This window comes from Flavobacteriales bacterium (genome assembly GCA_016699575.1).
Classification (GTDB): Bacteria; Bacteroidota; Bacteroidia; order Flavobacteriales_F; family PHOS-HE28; genus PHOS-HE28.
Map to the genome: position 1 here is coordinate 2623276 of CP064979.1, position 20011 is coordinate 2643286.

The 20011-nt window shown below is 58.2% G+C and carries 34 protein-coding genes; 30 read left to right on the forward strand and 4 right to left on the reverse strand.

Features of this window, described 5'->3' with window-relative positions; translation table 11 throughout:
- Positions 1 to 43: 43 nt before the first annotated feature.
- Positions 44 to 1933 (forward strand): hypothetical protein, encoded by a 1890-nt coding sequence (locus IPJ76_10850; GenBank protein QQR85115.1) that lies wholly within the window; start codon positions 44 to 46, stop codon positions 1931 to 1933.
- A gap of 309 nt (positions 1934 to 2242) precedes the next feature.
- A complete protein-coding gene (locus IPJ76_10855; protein QQR85116.1) occupies positions 2243 to 2638 on the forward strand; it encodes a hypothetical protein in 396 nt (131 codons plus the stop codon).
- 151 nt (positions 2639 to 2789) lie between these two features.
- Here IPJ76_10855 and IPJ76_10860 read toward each other — a convergent pair whose 3' ends face one another.
- Genes IPJ76_10860 through IPJ76_10875 form a run of 4 tightly spaced genes read right to left on the reverse strand, consistent with a single transcriptional unit; the run spans position 2790 to position 4600 of the window.
- The gene (locus IPJ76_10860) at positions 2790 to 3005 is read right to left on the reverse strand and encodes a hypothetical protein (GenBank protein ID QQR85117.1); all 216 of its coding nucleotides are present in this window, start codon (positions 3003 to 3005) and stop codon (positions 2790 to 2792) included.
- Positions 3006 to 3061: 56 nt separating this feature from the next.
- The gene (locus IPJ76_10865) at positions 3062 to 3310 is read right to left on the reverse strand and encodes a type II toxin-antitoxin system RelE/ParE family toxin (GenBank protein ID QQR85118.1); all 249 of its coding nucleotides are present in this window, start codon (positions 3308 to 3310) and stop codon (positions 3062 to 3064) included.
- A gap of 29 nt (positions 3311 to 3339) precedes the next feature.
- Positions 3340 to 3576 carry a hypothetical protein gene (locus tag IPJ76_10870; protein QQR85119.1) on the reverse strand — a complete coding sequence of 79 codons (237 nt, stop codon included), beginning with the start codon at positions 3574 to 3576 and terminating at the stop codon, positions 3340 to 3342.
- A 49-nt stretch (positions 3577 to 3625) separates the two neighbouring features.
- Positions 3626 to 4600 carry a Fic family protein gene (locus IPJ76_10875; GenBank protein QQR85120.1) on the reverse strand — a complete coding sequence of 325 codons (975 nt, stop codon included), beginning with the start codon at positions 4598 to 4600 and terminating at the stop codon, positions 3626 to 3628.
- A gap of 528 nt (positions 4601 to 5128) precedes the next feature.
- On the opposite strand from IPJ76_10875, the gene IPJ76_10880 reads away from it, so the two are divergent.
- Genes IPJ76_10880 through rpmJ form a run of 28 tightly spaced genes read left to right on the forward strand, consistent with a single transcriptional unit; the run spans position 5129 to position 19994 of the window.
- A complete protein-coding gene (locus tag IPJ76_10880; GenBank protein QQR85121.1) occupies positions 5129 to 5512 on the forward strand; it encodes a 30S ribosomal protein S12 in 384 nt (127 codons plus the stop codon).
- Between the two features lie 12 nt (positions 5513 to 5524).
- Complete coding sequence (gene rpsG, locus IPJ76_10885; GenBank protein ID QQR85122.1) at positions 5525 to 5989, forward strand: 30S ribosomal protein S7; 465 nt, start codon at positions 5525 to 5527, stop codon at positions 5987 to 5989.
- Between the two features lie 15 nt (positions 5990 to 6004).
- Positions 6005 to 8110, forward strand: a complete 2106-nt coding sequence (fusA, locus tag IPJ76_10890) for an elongation factor G (GenBank protein QQR85123.1) — start codon at positions 6005 to 6007, stop codon at positions 8108 to 8110.
- A 13-nt stretch (positions 8111 to 8123) separates the two neighbouring features.
- Entirely contained in the window at positions 8124 to 8429 is a 306-nt protein-coding gene (rpsJ, locus tag IPJ76_10895; GenBank protein ID QQR85124.1) for a 30S ribosomal protein S10, read from the forward strand.
- Between the two features lie 19 nt (positions 8430 to 8448).
- The gene (rplC, locus tag IPJ76_10900; GenBank protein QQR85125.1) at positions 8449 to 9066 is read left to right on the forward strand and encodes a 50S ribosomal protein L3; all 618 of its coding nucleotides are present in this window, start codon (positions 8449 to 8451) and stop codon (positions 9064 to 9066) included.
- Positions 9067 to 9108: 42 nt separating this feature from the next.
- A complete protein-coding gene (gene rplD / locus IPJ76_10905; GenBank protein ID QQR88445.1) occupies positions 9109 to 9735 on the forward strand; it encodes a 50S ribosomal protein L4 in 627 nt (208 codons plus the stop codon).
- Complete coding sequence (gene rplW, locus IPJ76_10910; protein QQR85126.1) at positions 9732 to 10028, forward strand: 50S ribosomal protein L23; 297 nt, start codon at positions 9732 to 9734, stop codon at positions 10026 to 10028. The genes rplD and rplW overlap by 4 nt, the downstream gene beginning before the upstream one ends.
- Before the next feature lie 20 nt (positions 10029 to 10048).
- Entirely contained in the window at positions 10049 to 10888 is an 840-nt protein-coding gene (rplB, locus tag IPJ76_10915; GenBank protein QQR85127.1) for a 50S ribosomal protein L2, read from the forward strand.
- Between the two features lie 6 nt (positions 10889 to 10894).
- A complete protein-coding gene (rpsS, locus tag IPJ76_10920) occupies positions 10895 to 11167 on the forward strand; it encodes a 30S ribosomal protein S19 (protein QQR85128.1) in 273 nt (90 codons plus the stop codon).
- Positions 11168 to 11169: 2 nt separating this feature from the next.
- Positions 11170 to 11568, forward strand: coding sequence for a 50S ribosomal protein L22 (rplV, locus tag IPJ76_10925; GenBank protein ID QQR85129.1), 399 nt, complete (start codon positions 11170 to 11172; stop codon positions 11566 to 11568).
- A gap of 2 nt (positions 11569 to 11570) precedes the next feature.
- On the forward strand, positions 11571 to 12386 hold the full coding sequence (gene rpsC, locus IPJ76_10930) for a 30S ribosomal protein S3 (GenBank protein QQR85130.1): 816 nt from the start codon (positions 11571 to 11573) through the stop codon (positions 12384 to 12386).
- 11 nt (positions 12387 to 12397) lie between these two features.
- Positions 12398 to 12820, forward strand: coding sequence for a 50S ribosomal protein L16 (gene rplP / locus IPJ76_10935; protein ID QQR85131.1), 423 nt, complete (start codon positions 12398 to 12400; stop codon positions 12818 to 12820).
- A 9-nt stretch (positions 12821 to 12829) separates the two neighbouring features.
- On the forward strand, positions 12830 to 13033 hold the full coding sequence (gene rpmC / locus IPJ76_10940; protein ID QQR85132.1) for a 50S ribosomal protein L29: 204 nt from the start codon (positions 12830 to 12832) through the stop codon (positions 13031 to 13033).
- Positions 13030 to 13305, forward strand: coding sequence for a 30S ribosomal protein S17 (rpsQ, locus tag IPJ76_10945; GenBank protein QQR85133.1), 276 nt, complete (start codon positions 13030 to 13032; stop codon positions 13303 to 13305). The genes rpmC and rpsQ overlap by 4 nt, the downstream gene beginning before the upstream one ends.
- 15 nt (positions 13306 to 13320) lie before the next feature.
- Positions 13321 to 13689 (forward strand): 50S ribosomal protein L14, encoded by a 369-nt coding sequence (rplN, locus tag IPJ76_10950; protein ID QQR85134.1) that lies wholly within the window; start codon positions 13321 to 13323, stop codon positions 13687 to 13689.
- Between the two features lie 41 nt (positions 13690 to 13730).
- Positions 13731 to 14051: a 50S ribosomal protein L24 gene (gene rplX, locus IPJ76_10955; protein ID QQR85135.1), complete on the forward strand. Its 321-nt coding sequence runs from the start codon at positions 13731 to 13733 to the stop codon at positions 14049 to 14051.
- Positions 14051 to 14602: a 50S ribosomal protein L5 gene (gene rplE, locus IPJ76_10960; GenBank protein ID QQR85136.1), complete on the forward strand. Its 552-nt coding sequence runs from the start codon at positions 14051 to 14053 to the stop codon at positions 14600 to 14602. Before rplX ends, rplE begins: the two co-directional genes overlap by 1 nt.
- A 9-nt stretch (positions 14603 to 14611) precedes the next feature.
- Positions 14612 to 14881 (forward strand): 30S ribosomal protein S14, encoded by a 270-nt coding sequence (gene rpsN, locus IPJ76_10965; protein QQR85137.1) that lies wholly within the window; start codon positions 14612 to 14614, stop codon positions 14879 to 14881.
- 12 nt (positions 14882 to 14893) lie between these two features.
- Complete coding sequence (gene rpsH / locus IPJ76_10970) at positions 14894 to 15289, forward strand: 30S ribosomal protein S8 (GenBank protein ID QQR85138.1); 396 nt, start codon at positions 14894 to 14896, stop codon at positions 15287 to 15289.
- 20 nt (positions 15290 to 15309) lie between these two features.
- Positions 15310 to 15864, forward strand: coding sequence for a 50S ribosomal protein L6 (gene rplF, locus IPJ76_10975; protein QQR85139.1), 555 nt, complete (start codon positions 15310 to 15312; stop codon positions 15862 to 15864).
- 11 nt (positions 15865 to 15875) lie between these two features.
- Positions 15876 to 16229: a 50S ribosomal protein L18 gene (locus tag IPJ76_10980; protein ID QQR85140.1), complete on the forward strand. Its 354-nt coding sequence runs from the start codon at positions 15876 to 15878 to the stop codon at positions 16227 to 16229.
- Positions 16230 to 16239: 10 nt separating this feature from the next.
- Positions 16240 to 16752, forward strand: a complete 513-nt coding sequence (gene rpsE / locus IPJ76_10985) for a 30S ribosomal protein S5 (protein ID QQR85141.1) — start codon at positions 16240 to 16242, stop codon at positions 16750 to 16752.
- A gap of 31 nt (positions 16753 to 16783) precedes the next feature.
- Positions 16784 to 16963: a 50S ribosomal protein L30 gene (gene rpmD / locus IPJ76_10990; GenBank protein QQR85142.1), complete on the forward strand. Its 180-nt coding sequence runs from the start codon at positions 16784 to 16786 to the stop codon at positions 16961 to 16963.
- Positions 16964 to 16978: 15 nt separating this feature from the next.
- Positions 16979 to 17425 (forward strand): 50S ribosomal protein L15, encoded by a 447-nt coding sequence (gene rplO / locus IPJ76_10995; protein QQR85143.1) that lies wholly within the window; start codon positions 16979 to 16981, stop codon positions 17423 to 17425.
- A gap of 8 nt (positions 17426 to 17433) precedes the next feature.
- Complete coding sequence (gene secY, locus IPJ76_11000; GenBank protein QQR85144.1) at positions 17434 to 18777, forward strand: preprotein translocase subunit SecY; 1344 nt, start codon at positions 17434 to 17436, stop codon at positions 18775 to 18777.
- Between the two features lie 3 nt (positions 18778 to 18780).
- Positions 18781 to 19581, forward strand: coding sequence for a type I methionyl aminopeptidase (gene map / locus IPJ76_11005; GenBank protein ID QQR85145.1), 801 nt, complete (start codon positions 18781 to 18783; stop codon positions 19579 to 19581).
- A gap of 57 nt (positions 19582 to 19638) precedes the next feature.
- The gene (infA, locus tag IPJ76_11010; protein ID QQR85146.1) at positions 19639 to 19860 is read left to right on the forward strand and encodes a translation initiation factor IF-1; all 222 of its coding nucleotides are present in this window, start codon (positions 19639 to 19641) and stop codon (positions 19858 to 19860) included.
- 17 nt (positions 19861 to 19877) lie between these two features.
- The gene (gene rpmJ, locus IPJ76_11015) at positions 19878 to 19994 is read left to right on the forward strand and encodes a 50S ribosomal protein L36 (protein ID QQR85147.1); all 117 of its coding nucleotides are present in this window, start codon (positions 19878 to 19880) and stop codon (positions 19992 to 19994) included.
- Positions 19995 to 20011 lie beyond the last annotated feature (17 nt).

Here is a 20011-nt window from a genome sequence, read left to right on the forward strand (position 1 = left end):
GGTAGGGACGGGGACTTACTCGGGCAAGACTCGGGCGCGTTCAATGGACAACGTTCGAGCGTTTGCGGGGCCTGGAGTGTGGGCGTTTCGCTTTATAGCCGTTGTTGGCTGGCTTTACGAAACCCCCTTCCTCACCCAAGCCCGGATATTGACGCAATGCGTTAACCCTCAGTTACCTGCAAGGCTAAAAAACGACACGACAATGAAGAAACTAACTGTAATAATATTGACTTTCTCTTTTGCATTGACTGCATTAGGACAGACATTTGAACCTCAAATTTTAATTTTGACACCAAATGAGTTCAAGTACGAAAAAACTTTTGATAAGGAGATAAAATCAGCTAACAAAGAACTCTCAAAAAGACCAAAGAATTCCGAACAAACCGACTTTGTAAAATCAGAAGAATTTAAAAAGCAGCCTGACAACATTCAAAGAATAACGCTTTCTGAAATCAGCTTTTCAGAGAAACTTGACTTTTCAAAACAAGCAAGTTTTATTGCACAGCAGTATTTAGCTTATCGTTTTTATGAACGTTTTCCAAATTTGCTCATTCTACTTTCTAATAACAAATCAAATGGCAGTCCGACAGAATTAAAGAAAATCGCAGACAGTGATAAAATTCAGTATGTTCTAAATTTTCCACGAATAGAACTTTATAAAAGAGACGGGATTAGTTTTGCGAAAATAACCGTTCAGCTATATGACAATTCTTCTCAAACCTTTCTAATAAATACCGAATATGAAGGAGATTGGACAAACCCAGGTTTTGAATTTGCTTGTACTGACAAATCTATTGACTGCACAATTAGCAACGCCTTATCAAAAGCACTTGGAGATGTAATTTATCAAGTAGCTTCAAACAGTCCGACAATAAAAAGAGACCGAGAACTTGCACAACTTCGTTTTGACGAGCTTGTTTCAAAGTATTATTCAAATACTAACAACAAGGAGTTTTTAAAACCAATAATTACTCAGCCTGACAGCAATATTGTGTTAAAAGACCAATATCAAATTTTGATAGACCCTTCACAAACTAAGTTTGTTGCCTTTTTCATAGAACAAGTTTCTGCGCAGGACTTCAAAGCTATGAAAGACAACAAGAGAGATAAAAATGTAAATATCATATCAAGCAAAGACATTAAAGATGAAGGTTTCTTAGATGATATTCCACAAACTTATGCTTACATTGTTAAGGGTGTAAAACATAATGAAAAGTGGTATTACGAAAAATCAAATGTTACTTACTTTGAAGCAAAAACTCTTGAAGAAGGCAAACAGAAATATTTTTACAACCTTAATAAATGGAACTTTTTCAAAGAGAACTCAACTGAATTTAATCCTGACTTTTGGGAAACGAGTCTATTCAAAAAAGTCAAAGACTTAAAACAAGAACCTGATTGGGACAAATACGGTGAAACTATATGGAAAACTCAAGAAGTAAACGACCGTCCTTATATTGGTCATTATGAAATTGTCGCCAATCAACTAAAAAAAGATGCTTCAGCGAAATCAGAAAACTTTGACCGAAAAATAATTGAAGAAATAACACGACCACTTTCTGAAAAAATCAAGATAGAAGGAAATTACGAGATTGTTTCTCTAAAACAAATGTCAAAGGACTATTTGTTAATCTACCCTACGGACAAATCAATTATACTGACCCCTATTAAAGTCAAAGAAAAAGATGGAGAAATGTTTATAAGATACTTTGTTCTTATTCCAAACAAAGACAGTTATGACATTTATGAATGGAATTACTTAGACCCGAAAAAATTTAAGAACTCGCAATTGGGACCGAGTTTTATGGACCAAATCAATACTTTGACAACTTGGAATTTTTCATACAAAAATTTAGACGACAAAGATTTTTGGGAAAAGTATGTATTATTAAAAGTAGGTGACAACTATAAATACCTAACCAAAAGACAATGACAACAAAGAGAAGCCCAGCAGGTAACAGCACCTACCCAAAAGTGGCGGTTCAGTGGTTAAATCAAGCTTTGTGCTTTTATCAAAGTTTGTGCTTGGTTGACAGTGAAGTGCTTCGAAATCGCCACCTTCGGGTAGCTGCAAAACGTTATAGGGCATTTTAAAAGACTACAAAAGCACGACAAAAATGATAGTTCGGAGGGAAAAATATTCATACAATCCAATAATGCAAAACCTTATTTTTTCTAAATTTGGAAAGACATTGAAAAATAATTTTTAGGTCAATTCGATTAACACAATAAAAAAGAAAATATGAACACAACGTTGAGACATTTAATATTTCTTCTTCTAGTAACTGCATTTTTAAGCTCTTGCGAAAAAGAGACTATTATTGATTACTATATAGATAACCAATCCTCAACCTCGATTTCTATAGATGGAACTGATATTATTCATTCGGTGGATATAGACTATACTATATCTGAAAATGAAAAAATGAAAATCACTAATTGGTCAAAACGAGGTATTCAATCCGACTTATTTGAACCTACGACAATGTTTGGAAATGATTTGCTAATTATTAATTCCAATAGTGATACACTTCAGAAAGATTATAAACTCTTGTCGAATTGGCAATCTAGTGTGGACGACGAAAGAAAAACTGTTTCTCACGACTATATTTTAGTAATAACAGATGCAGACTTCTAAAAAACGCCCTATAACAGCACCTACCCAAAAGGCGGGGTTTCGTGTTCTAAAGACAGTTTTGTGGTTAATCAAACATTAGTTTTTCAAATCAGGTTTTGTGGTAAAAGTCCCGCCCTTCGGGTAGCTGCAAACCGTTAGCGGTCGTTTGTTTTCAGTGACTGGTCGGATGCCTGTACACCGCCGCCCTGCCTTCCCCGATCCTCACCAGTCGCGCCCTTGCCACCGCCTCGGCCAGATCCCTGCTCGCACTGGCCGTGCTGAGCCTTGGGAACGCGTTCATGTGATCCTTGCGGCGGAATGGACGGTCCGGTGCTTGGGCCATGAAGAGCGCGATGCGGTCGGGTGCGCGGCGCACGGGGTCGGGCATGGACAGGAGTTCGGCCAGGGCTTCATCGAGGCGAAGTCTACTGGTCTGCGCGAAATTCAGAAGGGCCTGTCTGCCGGGTTGCGCCGAACGTGCCAAAGTGTGAGGACGTGCACGGCGTTCGACGTGGCGCTGTAGAAGATCAAATGGTCTCCTACGGTCTTCACTCGAACGTCAGGGTCGCTTGTCGGTCGCCCGATCTTCGGTTGGGAGGCGATGAGCCGGAGGGCGGAACGGAACATGCCGTCGAGTTTTTCGCTGTAAAGCGTTGAGCCATTGCGCTCGACCCAATAAGCCAGGATCTCCAATCGCTGCCGGTGGGCTTGCGCGGACCAGACTATTTGCCGAACCATTCGTCCACGGCCTTGTTGGCCTGCGCGGCCGAGAGCGTACGGCCCTCTTTGATGTCTTTCTTGCCGCGCTTGATGGAAGCTTGCTGCTCCTTGCTCAACTTATACGGTTCCAGGTCTGCGGCGTCGGTGCCGAGCAAGCGGTAGGCTTCGCGGAGCAAGGCACTATCGCGTGAGCGCTGAATGCGGTTGATGAGGCGCTTTTTCAGTTCAACATCCGACATGGTGCAATGGATCGATCGCGTAAATCTAGCGTGCTAACGGTCGTTTGTTTCAGTGACTGGCCGGATGCCTGTACACCGCAGCCCGGCCTTCCCCGATCCTCACCAGTCGCGCCGTTGCAACCGCCTCCGCCAGATCTCTGCTCGCACTGGCCGTGCTGAGCCGCGGGAACGCGTTCATGTAATCCTTGCGGCGGAAGGGCCGGTCAGAGGCTTGGGCCAGGAAGAGCGCGATGCGGTCAGGCGCGCGGCGCACGGGGTCGGGCATGGACAGGAGTTCGGCCAATGCTTCATCGATGCGCTCCATGAGGTAGGTGACGAAGAGGCCGCAGTCGCCCTGGCGGTCGGCGTACTCGAGCGCGGCGTAGTAGGCGGGCTGGGTGCGCTGGATGAAGCCCTCCACCGGCAGGAAGCCGAAGACGGGCCAGTGGCGCATGAGCACGCGGCGCTGCCAGAGTCGGGCCATGCGCCCGTTGCCGGCAGTGAAGGGCCGCAAGTACACCAGGCCGAAGTGCAGCAAACAACTGGTGATGATGGGCGGCGCATCGTCGTTCTCCACGAAGTGCAGGAGCTCCTCCACCAGCACGGACATGTTCTCGGCCGGGGCCACGCGCAGCGGAGGCGGTTCGCCGTAGAGGACGTCCATGGGCCCGGTGCGGTAGGTGCCGGCATCGAGGGCCAGGCCGTGCATGAGCACCCCGTGCGCGTGGCGCAGGTCGTGGGCCATGAAGGGGTCGAGCCCCGGCAGCAGCTCATGGGCGCGCTGGGTGTTCACGGCTTCCAGGGCTTCGGGCCCGGCGGTGTGGGTGGGGTGCGCGACGAGTTCGGCCACGGGCAGGGGCTCCAGCTGGTTCCCTTCCAAAGCCAGCGTGGCGTGCACGGTGCGGATGCGGTATGCCAGGTCGAGGTCGGCCGCCGGGCGCCCCAAGTGGCGGGCGTGCACTTCGCCCAAGCGATGGTAAATGGACGTGAGCAGGGTGAGCATCCTGCTGTGCATGGTGTAGAAGGCGTAGGAGGAGGGGAGCATGGAGTTCAAGTGTCAAGGCTCAAGTTCCAAGTCCCAAGCTTCAAGAAGACTGAAGACACAAGGCCATAGGCGCAAATGGCTTCGAGCTGTGAGCCATGAGCAGCGAGCGCTGGTAGGGTGGGAGTGAATGAAAAAAGTAGAATGAAGAATGTAGAAGTGGGAACGCGGTGGGGCGAGGCTTGAGGCTCATGGCTAGGCGCGAAAGAAGGGCTTCAAAGGTGGCAATATGATATCAAATGATGCTATCGAATGGATCGGAGGGGTGGGAACAGGGGTGGGGCAGATGGAGATGTTCTGGAGATCAACGAGGGTGCGGGATCCTGGGACGGGGATAGCTGGAGTGCTTGATGGACAAGGGTTTCGGAGGGTCGGCCGCGGGAAAGGCCGATCAGATCAGGGAGGTGGTGAACGAGGGTGGTGAGATTTTTCATTGAACAGGCATGCGTTGAAAGGGTGGTTCGGCTACATTTGCAGCCCGTTTTTCGCGCCGCATGCGAAACCGGCTGAAAGACAGAAGAAAACCGCGCGATGCCAACCATCCAGCAGCTCATCCGCAAAGGCCGCGAAAGCCAGACCTACGCGAGCAAGTCGGTAGCCCTCACCCGCTGTCCGCAGCGCCGTGGGGTATGCACCAAGGTGTACACCACCACCCCGAAGAAGCCGAACTCGGCCCTTCGCAAGGTGGCCAAGGTGCGCCTGACGAACAAGTACGAGGTGATCGCCTACATCGGCGGCGAGGGCCACAACCTGCAGGAGCACAGCATCGTGCTGGTGCGCGGCGGCAGGGTGAAGGACCTTCCCGGCGTGAAGTACCACATCGTGCGCGGCGTGCTGGACACCGCCGGTGTGGAAGGCCGCAACCAGCGCCGCAGCAAGTACGGAACGAAGAAGCCCAAGGCCAAGAAGGCATAAGAGCACTGAGCCATGCGCAAGAAAGCAGTCAAGCACGCCACGCTCCCCGACCCCAAGTTCGGTGATGTGATGGTGACCAAGTTCGTGAACAACATGATGTACGACGGGAAGAAGAGCAAAGCGCTCGACATCTTCTACGGCGCCATCGACATCGTTGCCGAGAAGAGCGGCGAGGACGGTCTGGAGACCTTCCGCAAGGCCCTCAGCAACGTGACCCCGCAAGTGGAAGTGCGCAGCCGTCGCGTGGGCGGTGCCAACTTCCAGATCCCGCAGCCCGTGCGCGAGGACCGCAAGAAGAGCCTGGCCATGAAGTGGCTGATCGGCTACAGCCGCGGTCGCAACGAGCGCGGCATGACCGCCAAGCTGGCCGGCGAGATCCTCGCTGCCGCCAAGGAGGAAGGTGCAGCCTTCAAGAAGAAAGAAGAAGTCCACAAAATGGCCGAAGCGAACAAGGCCTTCAGCCACTTCCGCTTCTAAGCCAACGAAAGCCACATGGCACGCGACCTCAAATACACGCGCAACATCGGCATCATGGCGCACATCGATGCCGGGAAGACCACCACTTCCGAGCGCATCCTGTACTACACCGGCCTTGTGCACAAGATCGGTGAGGTGCATGACGGTGCTGCCACCATGGACTGGATGGAGCAGGAGCAGGAGCGCGGTATCACCATCACCAGCGCCGCCACGACGACGAGCTGGAAGTACCGCGACCAGTTGTACAAGATCAACCTGATCGATACGCCGGGCCACGTTGACTTCACCGTGGAGGTGGAGCGCAGCCTGCGCGTGCTGGACGGTGCCGTTGCGTTGTTCTGCGCGGTGGGCGGTGTTGAGCCTCAGAGCGAGACGGTGTGGCGCCAGGCCAATAAATACAAGGTGCCCCGCTTGGGCTTCGTGAACAAGATGGACCGCAGCGGTGCGGACTTCTTCAACGTGGTGAAGCAGATCCAGGAGCGTTTGGGCGCCAAGCCCGTGCCCCTGCAAGTGCCCATCGGCGCAGAGGCCGGTTTCAAAGGCGTTGTTGACCTGATCAACAACCGCGGCATGGTGTGGAACGAGGCGGACCAGGGCATGACCTGGAACGAAGTGGCCATCCCTGAGGACCTGAAGGAGACGGTGAAGGAGTGGCGCGACAAGCTGATCGAGGCCGTGGCCGAGAGCGACGACACCTTGATGGAGAAGTATTTCGCTGATCCCGACAGCCTCACGGAGGCCGAGATCATGAATGCCGTGCGCAAGAGCACCATCAACATGAGCATCACGCCGATCCTGTGCGGCAGCGCCTTCAAGAACAAGGGCGTGCAGACGATGCTCGATGCCGTGATGGCCTACCTGCCGAGCCCGGTGGACATCGACGCCGTGACCGGTACCGACCCCGACAGCGGTGAGGAGATCCTGCGCAGGCCGAACGTGACCGAGCCGATGGCGAGCCTCGCGTTCAAGATCGCCACGGACCCCTTCGTGGGCCGTCTGGCCTTCTTCCGCTGCTACAGCGGCAGCGTGCCCGCCGGCAGCTACGTGAAGAACATGCGCACCGGCAACAAGGAGCGCATCAGCCGCATCTTCCAGATGCACGCCAACAAGCAGAACCCTGTTGAGGTCATCGAGGCCGGCGACATCGGTGCTGCAGTGGGCTTCAAGGACATCCGCACGGGCGACACGCTCTGCGCGGAGGACAAGCCGATCATCCTGGAGAGCATGAGCTTCCCCGAGCCGGTGATCGGCATCGCGGTGGAGCCCAAGACGCAGGCCGATCTGGACAAGATGGGTGCTGCCCTGTACAAGCTTGCCGAAGAGGATCCGACCTTCAAGGTGCACACCGACGATGAGACCGGTCAAACGGTGATCAGCGGTATGGGCGAACTCCACTTGGAGATCCTGGTGGACCGCATGAAGCGCGAGTTCAAGGTGGAGTGCAACCAAGGCGCTCCCCAGGTGAAATACAAGGAGTCCATCACCGGCACCGTGAACCACCGCGAGGTGTACAAGAAGCAGACGGGTGGTCGCGGTAAGTTCGCTGACATCCACGTCACCATCGAGCCGCAGACGGACATGACCAAGGAGGGCTTGGAGTTCGTGGACTCGATCAAGGGCGGTTCGATCCCCAAGGAATTCATCCCGGCCGTCGAGAAGGGCTTCAAGGCCTGCCTCAAGAACGGTACGCTGGCGGGCTTCCCCATGGAGCGCCTGAAAGTGACCCTGACGGACGGCAGCTTCCACAACGTGGACTCGGATGCGTTGAGCTTCGAGATCTGCGCCAAGAGCGCCTTCCGCGAAGCGGTGCCCAAGTGCAAGCCGGTGCTGATGGAACCGATCATGAAGATCGAGGTCATCACCCCCGAGGAGAACATGGGCGACATCGTGGGCGACCTGAACCGCCGTCGCGGGCAGATCGAAGGCATGGAGGACCGTGCCGGTGCGAAGGCCATCAAGGCCACCGTGCCCCTGAGCGAAATGTTCGGCTACGTGACCAGCCTGCGCACGCTCTCGAGCGGCCGCGCAAGCAGCACGATGGAATTCTCGCACTACACCCAGGCCCCCGGCAACGTGCAGGAGGCCGTGATCGCCAAAGTGCGTGGCAAAGTGACCGCCTGATCCAACAAGAACCATGAACCAGAAGATCCGGATCAAGCTGCGCTCGTACGACCACAACCTCGTGGACAAGAGCGCGGAGAAGATCGTGAAGACGGTGAAGAGCACCGGTGCGGTGGTGAGCGGGCCCATCCCCCTGCCGACGCACAAGCGCATCTTCACCGTGCTGCGCAGCCCGCACGTGAACAAGAAGGCGCGGGAACAGTTCCAGTTGTGCTCCTACAAGCGCATCATGGACATCTACAGCAGCAGCAGCAAAACCATCGACGCGCTGATGAAACTGGAGCTCCCCAGCGGCGTGGACGTGGAGATCAAAGTCTGACCGATAGCACTACGAAGCCATGAGCGGGATCATTGGAAAGAAGATCGGGATGACCAGTCTGTACGACACGGACGGTAGCCTTGTGGGCTGCACCGTGATCGAGGCAGCACCCAATGTGGTCAGCCACATCAAGACGGCGGAGAAGGACGGCTACGCGGCCATCCAGCTCAGCTACGGCGACAAGAAGGAGAAGCACGCCACCAAGGCGAGCATCGGCCACTACAAGAAGGCCAGCACGGCCCCCAAGGCGAAGAGCCACGAGTTCAAGGAATTCGAGGAAGAGTTCAAGCTGGGCGATACGGTAGGCGTTGGCCTCTTCGAAGAGGGCAGCTTCGTTACCGTTACCGGCACGAACAAGGGCAAGGGCTTCCAGGGCGTGGTGAAGCGCCACGGCTTCAGCGGCGTGGGCGAGGCAACGCACGGTCAGCACGACCGTTTGCGCGCCCCCGGTTCGCTGGGCGGATCGAGCTATCCCGCACGCGTGTTCAAGGGCATGCGCATGGCCGGCCGCGACGGTGGCAAGAAGATCACCACCGAGAACCTGAAAGTGGTGAAGGTGGACGCAGAAAAGAACCTCGTGCTGTTGCGCGGAGCCGTTCCCGGCCCCAAAGGCAGCTACGTCATCATCTGGAAGTAGATATGGTAAGGGCGGGACATGTCCCGCCCCAACAAGACAACAATGGAACTCGACATCCATAGCGCTGACGGAAAAGCCACTGGCAAGAAAGCCAAGCTGAGCGACGCGGTATTCGCGATCGAACCCAACGATCACGCGATCTACCTCGACGTGAAGCAGCACCTGGCCAACAAGCGCCAAGGCACGCACAAAGCGCTTGAGAAGGGCGAAGTGAGCGGCAGCACGAAGAAGTTGCACCGCCAGAAGGGCACCGGTGGCAGCCGCAAAGGCTCCATCAAGGCCCCGAACTTCAAGGGCGGTGCACGCGCCTTCGGTCCGCGCCCGCGCGACTACTCCTTCAAAGTGAACCAACAGGTGAAGGACCTGGCCCGCCGCAGCGCCCTTACCTACAAGGCCAAGGACGGCGCCATCAAGGTGATCGACGCACTGGCGCTGACGGCCCCCAAAACGAAGGACTACGCCAAGATGCTGGGCGCCTTCGGTCTGGACCGCAAGAGCCTGCTGGTGATGGCCGAGCGCAACGACAACGTGCTGCTGAGCGCCCGCAACCTGCAAGGTGCGCGCGTGGTGATGGCCACCGAGCTGAGCACCTACGACATCCTCAACGCGAACGGCCTCTTGATCGTGAAGGACGCGATCGCGCCGATCGAAGCCACCCTGAGCAAATGAGCAAGACCATCCTCATCCGTCCGGTGATCACCGAAAAGGTGACCAAACAGACCGAGAACGAGGGCCGTTACGGCTTCGTTGTGGCGCGCACCGCCAACAAGATCGAGATCAAGAACGCCGTGGAGAAGGAGTACGGTGTTTCGGTAACGGGCGTGCGCACCATGATCGTGCGCGGCAAGAACAAGACCCGCTACACGAAGACCAACATCCTCCAAGGTGGGACCAGCAGCTACAAGAAAGCGGTGATCACCCTGAAGAAGGGCGAGGTCATCGACCTGTACAGCGCCATCTAAGACAGCGATAGCAGAGCGCCATGGGCATCAAGAAACTGAACCCCGTCACCCCCGGCACACGCCACCGGGTGATCACCGACCACGAAGGCATCACCACGCGTGTGCCCGAAGCGAGCCTCACCGAAGGCCGCGTGAAGAGCGGTGGCCGTAACAACACCGGCAAAATGACCATGCGCTATCTCGGCGGTGGTCACAAGCAGCGTTATCGCATCATCGATTTCAAGCGCGACAAGCACGGCATCAACGCCACGGTGAAGACGATCGAGTACGATCCGAACCGCAGCGCGCGCATCGCCCTGCTGCAGTACGCCGACGGTGAGAAGCGCTACATCCTCGCGCCCAACGGGGTGAAGGTGGGCCAGGTGCTCGTAAGCGGCACCGGCGTTCCGCCCGAAGTGGGCAACACGCTGCCGCTGGGCGAGATGCCCTTGGGTACCATCGTGCACAACGTGGAACTGCAACCCGGCAAGGGCGGCAGCTTCGTGCGCAGTGCCGGCACCTTCGCGCAGCTGAACGCCCGCGACGGCAAGTACGCCACGCTGAAGATGCCGAGCGGTGAAGTGCGCATGGTGCTCTGCGCCTGCCTCGCCACCGTGGGCACCGTGGGCAACGCCGAGCACATGCTGCAGAAGAGCGGTAAGGCCGGTCGCAGCCGCTGGCTGGGCCGCCGTCCCCGCACCCGTGCCGTTGCCATGAACCCGGTCGATCACCCGATGGGTGGTGGCGAGGGCCGTGCATCGGGCGGACACCCGCGCAGCCGCAAGGGCCTATTGGCGAAGGGCAAGAAGACCCGCCACCCGAAGAACACTTCCAGCAAGTTCATCATCTCGCGCCGCAAGAGCAAAGCGGCCGCCATCTGATAGCACATGAGCCGTTCACTCAAAAAACCGCCGTTCATCCACTACAAGCTCGCGAAGCGCGTAGGGGAAGCCACGGCCAGCGGTAAGAAGAGCGTGATCAAGACCTGGTCGCGCGCCAGCACCATCGCTCCGGAGTTCGTGGGCATGACGTTCGCCGTGCACAACGGCAACAAGTTCATCCCCGTGTACGTGACGGAGAACATGGTGGGCCACAAGCTGGGCGAGTTCGCGCCCACGCGCACCTTCCGCGGCCACAGCGGTAACAACAAAGGCGCATAACCATGGGAGCCCGCAAGAAACTGAGCGCCGATAAGCGCAAGGAAGCCATGAAGACGGTGGCCATCGCCACGCTGCGCAACGTGCCCACCAGCCCGCGTAAAATGCGCCAGGTGGCCGATGTGATCCGTGGCCTCGAAGTGGAGAAAGCCCTGGGCATCCTCCAGTTCAGCACCCGCCACACCAGCCTGCCGATGCGCAAGCTCCTGTTGAGCGCCATCGCCAACTGGGAGGCCAAGAACGAAGGCAAGAAGGCCGATGAGAGCAAGCTGGTGGTGAAGACCATCCAGGTGGACGAAGCCAAGGGCCTCCGCCGCATGTTGCCCGCACCGCAAGGCCGCGCCTACCGCATGAAGAAGCGCAGCAACCACGTGACCCTCATCGTCGATACCGCAGCCAACTGATAATGGGACAGAAAGCACATCCGATCGGACAACGCCTGGGCTTCATCAGGGGCTGGGACAGCAACTGGTACGGCGGTAGCGACTACACCGACAAACTGGTGGAGGACGAAAAGATCCGCACGTACCTCATGGCCCGCTTGAAGAAGGCGAGCGTGAGCAAGATCATCATCGAGCGCACCATGAAACTGGTGACGGTGACGATCAACACGGCGCGCCCCGGCGTCATCATCGGCAAGGGCGGCACCGAGGTGGACAAGCTGCGCGAGGAACTGAAGAAGTTCACCGGGAAGGACGTGCAGATCAACATCTTCGAGATCAAACGTCCTGAGCTGGACGCCAAGTTGGTGGCCGACAGCATCGCCCGCCAATTGGAAGGCCGCATCAGCTTCCGCCGCGCCATGAAGATGGCCATGGCCAGCAGCATGCGCATGGGCGCCGAAGGCATCAAACTGCAGGTGAGCGGCCGCTTGAACGGCGCCGAGATCGCCCGCACCGAGAAATACCGCGACGGCCGTGTGCCCCTGCACACGCTCCGCGCCGACATCGACTTCGCGATCAGCGAGGCGCACACCAAGATGGGACGCATCGGGGTGAAGTGCTGGATCTGCCGCGGCGAAGTGTTCGGCAAGCGCGACCTGAGCCCCAACGTGGGCCAAGTGAAAACGACCGGTACGGCAGCCCGTGGTGGTGGCCGTCCGGGCGGCGACCGCGAACGCCGTGGCGGCGATCGTCCTGACCGTCGTGGTCCGGGCGGTGATCGCCGTGGTGGCCCCGGTGGAGATCGCCGTGGTGGTGGACGTGATCGTAACAACAGCTAAGAACCAAGGCAATGCTCCAACCGAAGCGTTCCAAGTTCAGGAACATGCACAAGGGCCGCATGAAAGGCCAGGCCCAGCGCGGGCACCGCGTGGCCCTCGGCTCCTTCGGCCTGAAGGCCGTTGAAGGCGCGTGGCTCACCGGCCGCCAGATCGAAGCCGCCCGCGTGGCGCTCACCCGTCACATGAAGCGCGAAGGCCAGGTGTGGATCCGCGTGTTCCCCGACAAGCCGGTGACCAGCAAGCCCGCCGAGGTGCGTATGGGTAAGGGCAAAGGTGCCCTGGACCATTGGGTGGCCGTAGTGCACCCCGGTCGCATCATTTTCGAGGCGGATGGTGTGCCCATGGCCACCGCCAAAGCAGCCCTGAAGCTGGCCGCTGGCAAACTGCCCATCATGACCAAGTTCGTGATCCGCGAGGACTACGCGGGCCAATAAGACAGCGCCATGAAAAAGAAAGGAACAGAGATCAAGGACCTCACCGTGCAGGAGCTGCAGGACAAGGTGGCGGAAACGCGCCAGACCCTTGGCAAGCTGCGCTTCAACCACGCGCTGAGCCCCATCGAAAGCCCTGCCCAACTGCGCACCAAGCGCAAGGAAGTGGCCCGCCTCCTCACTGAACTGCGAAAGCGCGAACTGAACGCGAAATGAGCACCGAGAAGACCCCCATCGAGCGCAACCTGCGCAAAGAGCGCATCGGCATCGTCACCAGCGACAAGATGACCAAGAGCATCACGGTGACCGTTGAGCGCCGGGTGATGCACCCCAAATACGGCAAGTTCGTGAAGCGTTCGAGCACCTTCATGGCGCACGACGAGAACCGCGACGCCAAAGTGGGCGACACGGTGAAGATCGAAGAGACCCGCCCCTTGAGCAAGCTGAAGCGCTGGCGCCTGGTGGAGATCGTTGAACGCGCCAAGTAATCCCGCACCCGAGCCATGATCCAACAAGAATCCCGCCTGGCGGTGGCCGACAACAGCGGCGCCAAGGAAGTGCTCTGCATCCGCGTGCTCGGTGGCACCGCCCGCCGTTACGCATACATCGGCGACACCATCGTGGTGAGCATCAAACATGCATTGCCCAACGGCACCGCCAAGAAGGGCACCGTGAGCAAGGCCGTGGTGGTGCGCACCAAGAAGGAGACGCGCCGCAAGGACGGCAGCTACATCCGCTTCGATGACAACGCCGTGGTGCTGCTCGATGCGGCCGGCGAGATGCGGGGCACCCGCATTTTCGGTCCGGTGGCCAAGGAGCTGCGCGAGAAGAAGTTCACCAAGATCATTTCGCTCGCACCCGAAGTACTCTGATCGTTAAGGGCGGTGCGTGCACCGCACCAACAAGAGATCCCATGAAGAAGACACACATCAAGAAAGGCGACCTGGTGAAGGTGCTGAGCGGTACCGAGCGCGGCAAGCAAGGCCGGGTGCTCGACGTGGACCGCACGGCCGACCGCGCCTTCGTGGAGGGCCTGAACCTGGTCTCCAAGCACAGCAAGCCCAACACGGCAAACCCGCAGGGCGGCATCGTGAAGCAGGAGGCGGCCATCCACCTGAGCAACCTCATGCTCATCGATCCCAAGAGCGGCGAAGCCACCCGTGTGGGCCGCAAGAAGGACAAGGACGGCAACCTCGTCCGTTACGCAAAACGCTCCGGCGCAACCATCCAGTGATGAGCACCTACCAACCCCGCCTGAAGGAGAAGTACCGGGCCGAAGTGGCGCCGGCACTGAAGAAGGAGTTCAACTACACGAGCTCCATGCAGATCCCCCGCCTGATGAAGATCAGCGTGAACCAGGGATTGGGCAGCGCCGTCGGTGACAAGAAGCTCATCGAGAACGCGCAGACCGAGATGACCACCATCACGGGCCAGAAGGCCGTGCAGACGGTGAGCCGCAAGGACATCAGCAACTTCAAGTTGCGCAAAGGCATGCCCATCGGCGTGCGCGTAACACTGCGCGGCGACAAGATGTACGAGTTCCTCGACCGCTTGATCAGCGTGAGCCTGCCCCGTACCCGCGACTTCCGCGGTGTGAAGCCCAGCGGCTTCGACGGAAACGGCAACTTCACCTTCGGCGTGAAGGAGCAGATCATCTTCCCGGAGATCGACATCGACAAGACCCCGAAGATCCAAGGCATGGACATCACGTTCGTGACCTCGGCCCGTACGGACGAAGAAGCAAAAGCCCTATTGACCGCGTTCGGGATGCCGTTCGCCAAGTAAGCGCAGACCATGGCCAAAGAATCGATGAAAGCCCGCGAGCGCAAGCGCGCCCGCATGGTGGAACTGCACAAGGACAAGCGTGCAGCCCTGAAAGCAGCAGGCGATTGGGACGCGCTGCAGAAGATGCCCCGCAACGGCAGCTACGTGCGCATGCACAACCGTTGCCAGCTCACGGGCCGTCCCCGTGGCTACGTGCGCATCTTCGGCATCAGCCGGAACATGCTCCGCCAAATGGCCCTGGAAGGCAAGATCCCGGGCGTAACCAAGTGCAGCTGGTAAGACCATAAGACCATGACCGACCCCATTTCAGACTACCTGACCCGCTTGCGCAACGCCATCATGGCGCGCAAGAAGATCGTGGAGGTTCCCGCCAGCGGCCTGAAGAAGGACATCACGCGGATCCTGTACGACAAGGGCTACATCCTGAGCTGGAAGGCCGAGGACGACGGCAAACAGGGCACCATCAAGATCGCCCTGAAGTACGATCGCGCCACGCGCCAGAGCGCCATCCGTGAGCTCTCCCGTGTGAGCTCGCCCGGCCTGCGCCAGTACAGCCATGTGCGCGAGCTGCCCCGCGTGATGAACGGCCTCGGTGTGGCCATCATCAGCACCAGCAAGGGCGTGATGACCGACAAGGAAGCCCGTCAATTGAACGTGGGCGGCGAAGTCCTCTGCTTCGTCAGCTGATCCACAAAGAGCACAGTACCATGTCACGCATTGGAAAAGCACCGATCAGCATCCCGAAAGGCGTGCAGATCAACATCAGCGACAAGAACCTGGTGACCGTCAAAGGTCCCAAGGGCACGCTGGTGCAGAGCGTCGACCCGACCATCACGGTGAAGGAAGAGGACGGCAGCATCAACGTGAGCCGCCCCAGCGACGCCAAGCCGCACCGGTCCATGCACGGTCTTTACCGTGCGCTCATCGCCAACATGGTGAAGGGCGTTACGGAAGGCTTCGTGATCGAGCAGGAACTGGTGGGCGTGGGTTACCGCGCCACCACCAAGGGCCAGCGCCTCGACCTGTCGTTGGGCTTCAGCCACAACGTGGCGTTCGAACTGCCCAGCGAGATCAAGGTGACCGCCGCCCAGGAGAAAGGAAAGAACCCCATCATCCGCATGGAGAGCGCCGACAAGCAATTGTTGGGCGCCGTGGCTGCCAAGATCCGTGGCCTCCGCAAGCCTGAGCCGTACAAAGGCAAGGGTGTGCGCTTCGTGGGTGAGATCGTCCGCCGCAAAGCCGGTAAGGCCGCAGGCAAATAAGAGAACCGACCATGGCAACGACCAAGACCATCCGCCGCGCCAAGATCAAGCGCCACATCCGCAAGCGCGTGAAGGGTACGCCCGAGCGCCCGCGGCTGAGCGTGTACCGCAGCAATGCCGATTTCTACGCGCAGATCATCAACGACGAAGAGGGCCGCACGCTCGTGAGCACCGGCAGCCTCAAGGACAAAAAGGCGCATGGTGCCAGCGGCATCGAGCAGGCCAAATTGGTGGGCGTGGCACTGGCCGAGAAGGCCAAGGCAGCGGGCATCGAAAAGGTGGTGTTCGATCGCAACGGTTACCTGTACCATGGCCGCGTGAAGGCCTTTGCCGACGCAGCACGCGAAGCCGGTCTCAACTTCTGAACACAGCAACATGGCTGACAGCAACAAAGTCAAGAGCAGCGACCTCGAACTGAAGGACAAGCTCGTAGCGCTGAACCGCGTCACCAAGGTGACCAAGGGCGGCCGCACCTTCACCTTCGCCGCCATCGTGGTGGTGGGGAACGAGAAAGGCGTGGTGGGCCACGGTCTTGGCAAGGCCAAGGAAGTGCAGGAGGCCATTGCCAAGGGCGTGGACGATGCCAAGAAGAACCTGGTGAAAGTCCCGGTCCGCAAAGGCACCATCCCCCACACACAAGAAGGGAAGTTCGCCGGTGCGAAAGTGCTGCTGAAGCCTGCCGCGCACGGTACCGGTGTTATCGCCGGTGGTGCCATGCGCGCCGTGCTGGAGAGCGTGGGCGTAACGGACGTTCTGGCCAAGAGCAAAGGCAGCAGCAACCCGCACAACGTGGTGAAGGCCACGATCCAGGCCCTGCAGAGCCTGCGCGATGCGAACGCGGTGAGCACGCAGCGCGGTGTGGCGGTGGAACGCGTATTCAACGGATGAACCGGTCGGTAACGGCCAACACGAGAACACGATGAGCAAGTTGAAGATCACCCAGACCAAGAGCTGGATCAAGTGCCCGAAGCGCCAGAAGGACACCCTCACGGGGTTGGGCCTGGGCCGCATCGGCCGCACGGTGGAGCACAATGCAACGCCGCAGATCCAAGGCATGGTGGCCAAAGTGGCGCACCTGGTGAAAGTCGAACAGCTCTGATAAAGGAACCACGAGATGGACCTCAGCAAGATCAAGCCCGCCAAGGGCGCGGTGAAGAGCAGCAAGCGCATCGGTCGCGGCCAAGGCAGCGGCAAGGGCGGCACCTCCACCAAGGGCCATAAGGGCCAGCAGAGCCGCAGCGGTTACAGCCGCAAGCGCGGTTTCGAGGGCGGCCAGATGCCCCTGCAGCGCCGTGTGCCGAAGTTCGGCTTCAGCAACCCCACGCGCATTGAGCACAAGGGCATCAACCTCGATGCACTGCAACTGCTCGTGGAGAAGAAAGGACTGAAGGCCATCGACCCCGATGTGCTCCGCGCCAACGGCATCCTCGGCAAGAACGAGACGCTGAAAGTGCTGGGCCGCGGCGAAGTGAAAGGCGCATTGGACGTGAAGGCCCATGCCTTCAGTGCAACGGCCAAAGCGGCCATCGAAGCGAAGGGCGGAAAAGCGGAGACGATCTGAACCAGGCCATGAAGAACCTGATCGCAACCATCAAGAACATCTGGCGCATCGAAGAGCTGCGCAACCGCATCCTCATTACCCTGGGGCTGCTCTTGGTGTACCGCATCGGCTCTTACATCGTGCTGCCCGGAGTGGACATCACGCGCCTCGGCTCGGGCACCAACAGCGGCGGCCTTGCCGGCCTGCTGGAAGTGTTCACCGGTGGTGCCTTCACACGGGCCAGCATTTTCGCCTTGGGCATCATGCCGTACATCAGCGCGAGCATCATCGTGCAGCTGATGGGCATGGCCGTGCCGATGGTGCAGAAGATGCAGCGCGAGGAGAGCGGGCGCAAGAAGCTGAACCAGTGGACGCGTTACCTCACCATCCTCATCTGCATGGCGCAGGCCCCCGGCTACTTGTACACCTCGGTGCCGGAGGATTCGACCATGTTGATGGCCGATGGCACCCGAGCACTTCGCAGCTGGTCGTGGGTGTGGCTCAGCAGTGTGCCCATCCTCGTGGCCGGCACCCTGTTCGTGATGTGGCTCGGTGAGCGCATCACGGAGCGCGGTTTGGGCAACGGTATCTCGTTGATCATCATGATCGGCATCATCGCCAACTTCCCGCAGGCCCTTGCCCAAGAGGTGATCGGTCGCACGAGCGGTGGCGGTGGACTGGTGATGCTCCTGCTCGAGCTGGTGTTCCTGCTCTTGACCATCGCAGGCATTATCCTGCTGGTGCAGGGCACGCGCCGTATCCCAGTGCAGTTCGCCAAGCGCGTGGTGGGCAACAAGCAGTACGGTGGTGTGCGCAACTACATCCCGCTGAAGGTGAACGCGGCCGGTGTGATGCCCATCATCTTCGCTCAGGCCATCATGTTCATCCCCTTGTACGTGTACCAGTACACGCAGTGGAATTGGCTCGCCGGCACGGTGGACATCTCCAGCATCGGCTACAACCTGGTGTTCTTCCTGCTGGTGGTGGTGTTCACCTACTTCTACACCGCCATCATGGTGAACCCCAACCAGATGGCCGACGACATGAAGCGCAATGGCGGCTTCATCCCCGGCGTGAAACCGGGCAAGCAGACCGCCAACCACATTGATGAACTGTTGAGCCGCATCACGCTTCCGGGAGCCATCTTCCTGGGCTTCGTGGCCATCCTTCCCGCCTTCGCCATGATGGCCGGCGTGAAGCAGCAGTTCGCGTACTTCTTCGGTGGAACCAGCATGCTCATCACGGTGGGCGTGTTGCTGGACACCTTGCAACAGGTGGAAAGCCACCTGCTGAACAGGCATTACGACGGTCTGATGAAGTCAGGCCGTATCAAGGGTAGGACGAATCCAGCGTTCAGCATGGCGACAAGCTAGATCATGGGCAAGTCCGTGATCTGTTTGAGCGATGAGGAGATCGCGCTGGTGAGGGAGAGTTCTTTGCTTGTTGGAAGGACCTTGGCTGAAGTGGCCAGGATGATCGGACCGGGGGTCACCACCCGCGAGCTCGACACCTTGGCCGAAACCTTCATCCGTGACAACGGCGCCGTGCCGGGCTTCAAAGGCCTGTACGGTTGCCCCAGCACCCTGCTCACCAGTGTTGATGATGCGGTGGTGCATGGGCTCCCCGGCGATGTGCCCTTGGAAGAGGGCAGCGTGGTGAGCGTTGACTGCGGCGTGCTGATGAACGGCTTCTACGGCGATAGTGCTTACACCTTCATGATCGGAGAGGTGAGCGCCGATGCGAAGAAGCTGCTGCGCGTGACGCAGGAATGCCTGGCGCTGGGCATCGCGCAAGCGGTGGACGGCAACCGGGTGGGCGACATCGGGTACGCCATCCAGCACCACGCGGAAAGTCACGATTACGGTGTGGTGCGCGAGCTGGTGGGCCACGGCGTGGGCCGCAAGCTGCACGAGCCGCCCGAAGTGCCTAACTACGGTCGTCGCGGACAGGGCGTGCGGTTGAAGGCGGGGATGGTCATCGCCATCGAGCCGATGATCAACGGCGGCACCAAAGAAGTGCGCCAGCAACCCGACGGATGGACGATCGTGACGCGCGACGGTAAACCGAGCGCCCACTTCGAGCACACCGTGGCGGTGCGTGACGGCAAAGCAGAGGTCCTTTCAACGTTCGAGCACATTGAAGCCGTGCTCAGGGCGAAGAGGAGCGTATTGAATTGAAACAACGGCCAACGCACAAGCAGCGGCCACGAAGAATAGGAAGGAAGGAAGAACGGAATGACGAAGACGGGCAACATAGAGCAGGACGGCATCATCAAAGAGGCCTTGTCCAACGCCATGTTCCGGGTGGAGCTGGAGAACGGCCACACGATCGTGGCGCACATCTCCGGCAAGATGCGGATGCACTACATCCGCATTCTCCCCGGCGACAAGGTGAAGCTCGAGATGAGTCCGTACGACCTCAGCAAAGGCCGCATCACCTTCCGATACAAGACCTGAAGAAGAAGCAACGACCCATGAAGATCAGGGCCTCCATCAAGAAGCGTTCAGCGGACTGCAAGATCGTGCGCCGCAAGGGACGCCTGTACGTGATCAACAAGAAGAACCCCAAGTTCAAGCAGCGTCAAGGCTGAGAACACAACCGAACGAG

What these genes read in the sequence shown, in the direction of transcription:
- IPJ76_10850 (QQR85115.1), top strand. Translation starts at nt 44, where the DNA reads ATGGACAACGTTCGAGCGTTTGCGGGGCCTGGAGTGTGGGCGTTTCGC.
- IPJ76_10855 (QQR85116.1), top strand. Translation starts at nt 2,243, where the DNA reads ATGAACACAACGTTGAGACATTTAATATTTCTTCTTCTAGTAACTGCA.
- IPJ76_10860 (QQR85117.1), bottom strand. Translation starts at nt 3,005, where the DNA reads ATGCCCGACCCCGTGCGCCGCGCACCCGACCGCATCGCGCTCTTCATG.
- IPJ76_10870 (QQR85119.1), bottom strand. Translation starts at nt 3,576, where the DNA reads ATGTCGGATGTTGAACTGAAAAAGCGCCTCATCAACCGCATTCAGCGC.
- IPJ76_10875 (QQR85120.1), bottom strand. Translation starts at nt 4,600, where the DNA reads ATGCTCCCCTCCTCCTACGCCTTCTACACCATGCACAGCAGGATGCTC.
- IPJ76_10880 (QQR85121.1), top strand. Translation starts at nt 5,129, where the DNA reads ATGCCAACCATCCAGCAGCTCATCCGCAAAGGCCGCGAAAGCCAGACC.
- rpsG (QQR85122.1), top strand. Translation starts at nt 5,525, where the DNA reads ATGCGCAAGAAAGCAGTCAAGCACGCCACGCTCCCCGACCCCAAGTTC.
- fusA (QQR85123.1), top strand. Translation starts at nt 6,005, where the DNA reads ATGGCACGCGACCTCAAATACACGCGCAACATCGGCATCATGGCGCAC.
- rpsJ (QQR85124.1), top strand. Translation starts at nt 8,124, where the DNA reads ATGAACCAGAAGATCCGGATCAAGCTGCGCTCGTACGACCACAACCTC.
- rplC (QQR85125.1), top strand. Translation starts at nt 8,449, where the DNA reads ATGAGCGGGATCATTGGAAAGAAGATCGGGATGACCAGTCTGTACGAC.
- rplD (QQR88445.1), top strand. Translation starts at nt 9,109, where the DNA reads ATGGAACTCGACATCCATAGCGCTGACGGAAAAGCCACTGGCAAGAAA.
- rplW (QQR85126.1), top strand. Translation starts at nt 9,732, where the DNA reads ATGAGCAAGACCATCCTCATCCGTCCGGTGATCACCGAAAAGGTGACC.
- rplB (QQR85127.1), top strand. Translation starts at nt 10,049, where the DNA reads ATGGGCATCAAGAAACTGAACCCCGTCACCCCCGGCACACGCCACCGG.
- rpsS (QQR85128.1), top strand. Translation starts at nt 10,895, where the DNA reads ATGAGCCGTTCACTCAAAAAACCGCCGTTCATCCACTACAAGCTCGCG.
- rplV (QQR85129.1), top strand. Translation starts at nt 11,170, where the DNA reads ATGGGAGCCCGCAAGAAACTGAGCGCCGATAAGCGCAAGGAAGCCATG.
- rpsC (QQR85130.1), top strand. Translation starts at nt 11,571, where the DNA reads ATGGGACAGAAAGCACATCCGATCGGACAACGCCTGGGCTTCATCAGG.
- rplP (QQR85131.1), top strand. Translation starts at nt 12,398, where the DNA reads ATGCTCCAACCGAAGCGTTCCAAGTTCAGGAACATGCACAAGGGCCGC.
- rpmC (QQR85132.1), top strand. Translation starts at nt 12,830, where the DNA reads ATGAAAAAGAAAGGAACAGAGATCAAGGACCTCACCGTGCAGGAGCTG.
- rpsQ (QQR85133.1), top strand. Translation starts at nt 13,030, where the DNA reads ATGAGCACCGAGAAGACCCCCATCGAGCGCAACCTGCGCAAAGAGCGC.
- rplN (QQR85134.1), top strand. Translation starts at nt 13,321, where the DNA reads ATGATCCAACAAGAATCCCGCCTGGCGGTGGCCGACAACAGCGGCGCC.
- rplX (QQR85135.1), top strand. Translation starts at nt 13,731, where the DNA reads ATGAAGAAGACACACATCAAGAAAGGCGACCTGGTGAAGGTGCTGAGC.
- rplE (QQR85136.1), top strand. Translation starts at nt 14,051, where the DNA reads ATGAGCACCTACCAACCCCGCCTGAAGGAGAAGTACCGGGCCGAAGTG.
- rpsN (QQR85137.1), top strand. Translation starts at nt 14,612, where the DNA reads ATGGCCAAAGAATCGATGAAAGCCCGCGAGCGCAAGCGCGCCCGCATG.
- rpsH (QQR85138.1), top strand. Translation starts at nt 14,894, where the DNA reads ATGACCGACCCCATTTCAGACTACCTGACCCGCTTGCGCAACGCCATC.
- rplF (QQR85139.1), top strand. Translation starts at nt 15,310, where the DNA reads ATGTCACGCATTGGAAAAGCACCGATCAGCATCCCGAAAGGCGTGCAG.
- IPJ76_10980 (QQR85140.1), top strand. Translation starts at nt 15,876, where the DNA reads ATGGCAACGACCAAGACCATCCGCCGCGCCAAGATCAAGCGCCACATC.
- rpsE (QQR85141.1), top strand. Translation starts at nt 16,240, where the DNA reads ATGGCTGACAGCAACAAAGTCAAGAGCAGCGACCTCGAACTGAAGGAC.
- rpmD (QQR85142.1), top strand. Translation starts at nt 16,784, where the DNA reads ATGAGCAAGTTGAAGATCACCCAGACCAAGAGCTGGATCAAGTGCCCG.
- rplO (QQR85143.1), top strand. Translation starts at nt 16,979, where the DNA reads ATGGACCTCAGCAAGATCAAGCCCGCCAAGGGCGCGGTGAAGAGCAGC.
- secY (QQR85144.1), top strand. Translation starts at nt 17,434, where the DNA reads ATGAAGAACCTGATCGCAACCATCAAGAACATCTGGCGCATCGAAGAG.
- map (QQR85145.1), top strand. Translation starts at nt 18,781, where the DNA reads ATGGGCAAGTCCGTGATCTGTTTGAGCGATGAGGAGATCGCGCTGGTG.
- infA (QQR85146.1), top strand. Translation starts at nt 19,639, where the DNA reads ATGACGAAGACGGGCAACATAGAGCAGGACGGCATCATCAAAGAGGCC.
- rpmJ (QQR85147.1), top strand. Translation starts at nt 19,878, where the DNA reads ATGAAGATCAGGGCCTCCATCAAGAAGCGTTCAGCGGACTGCAAGATC.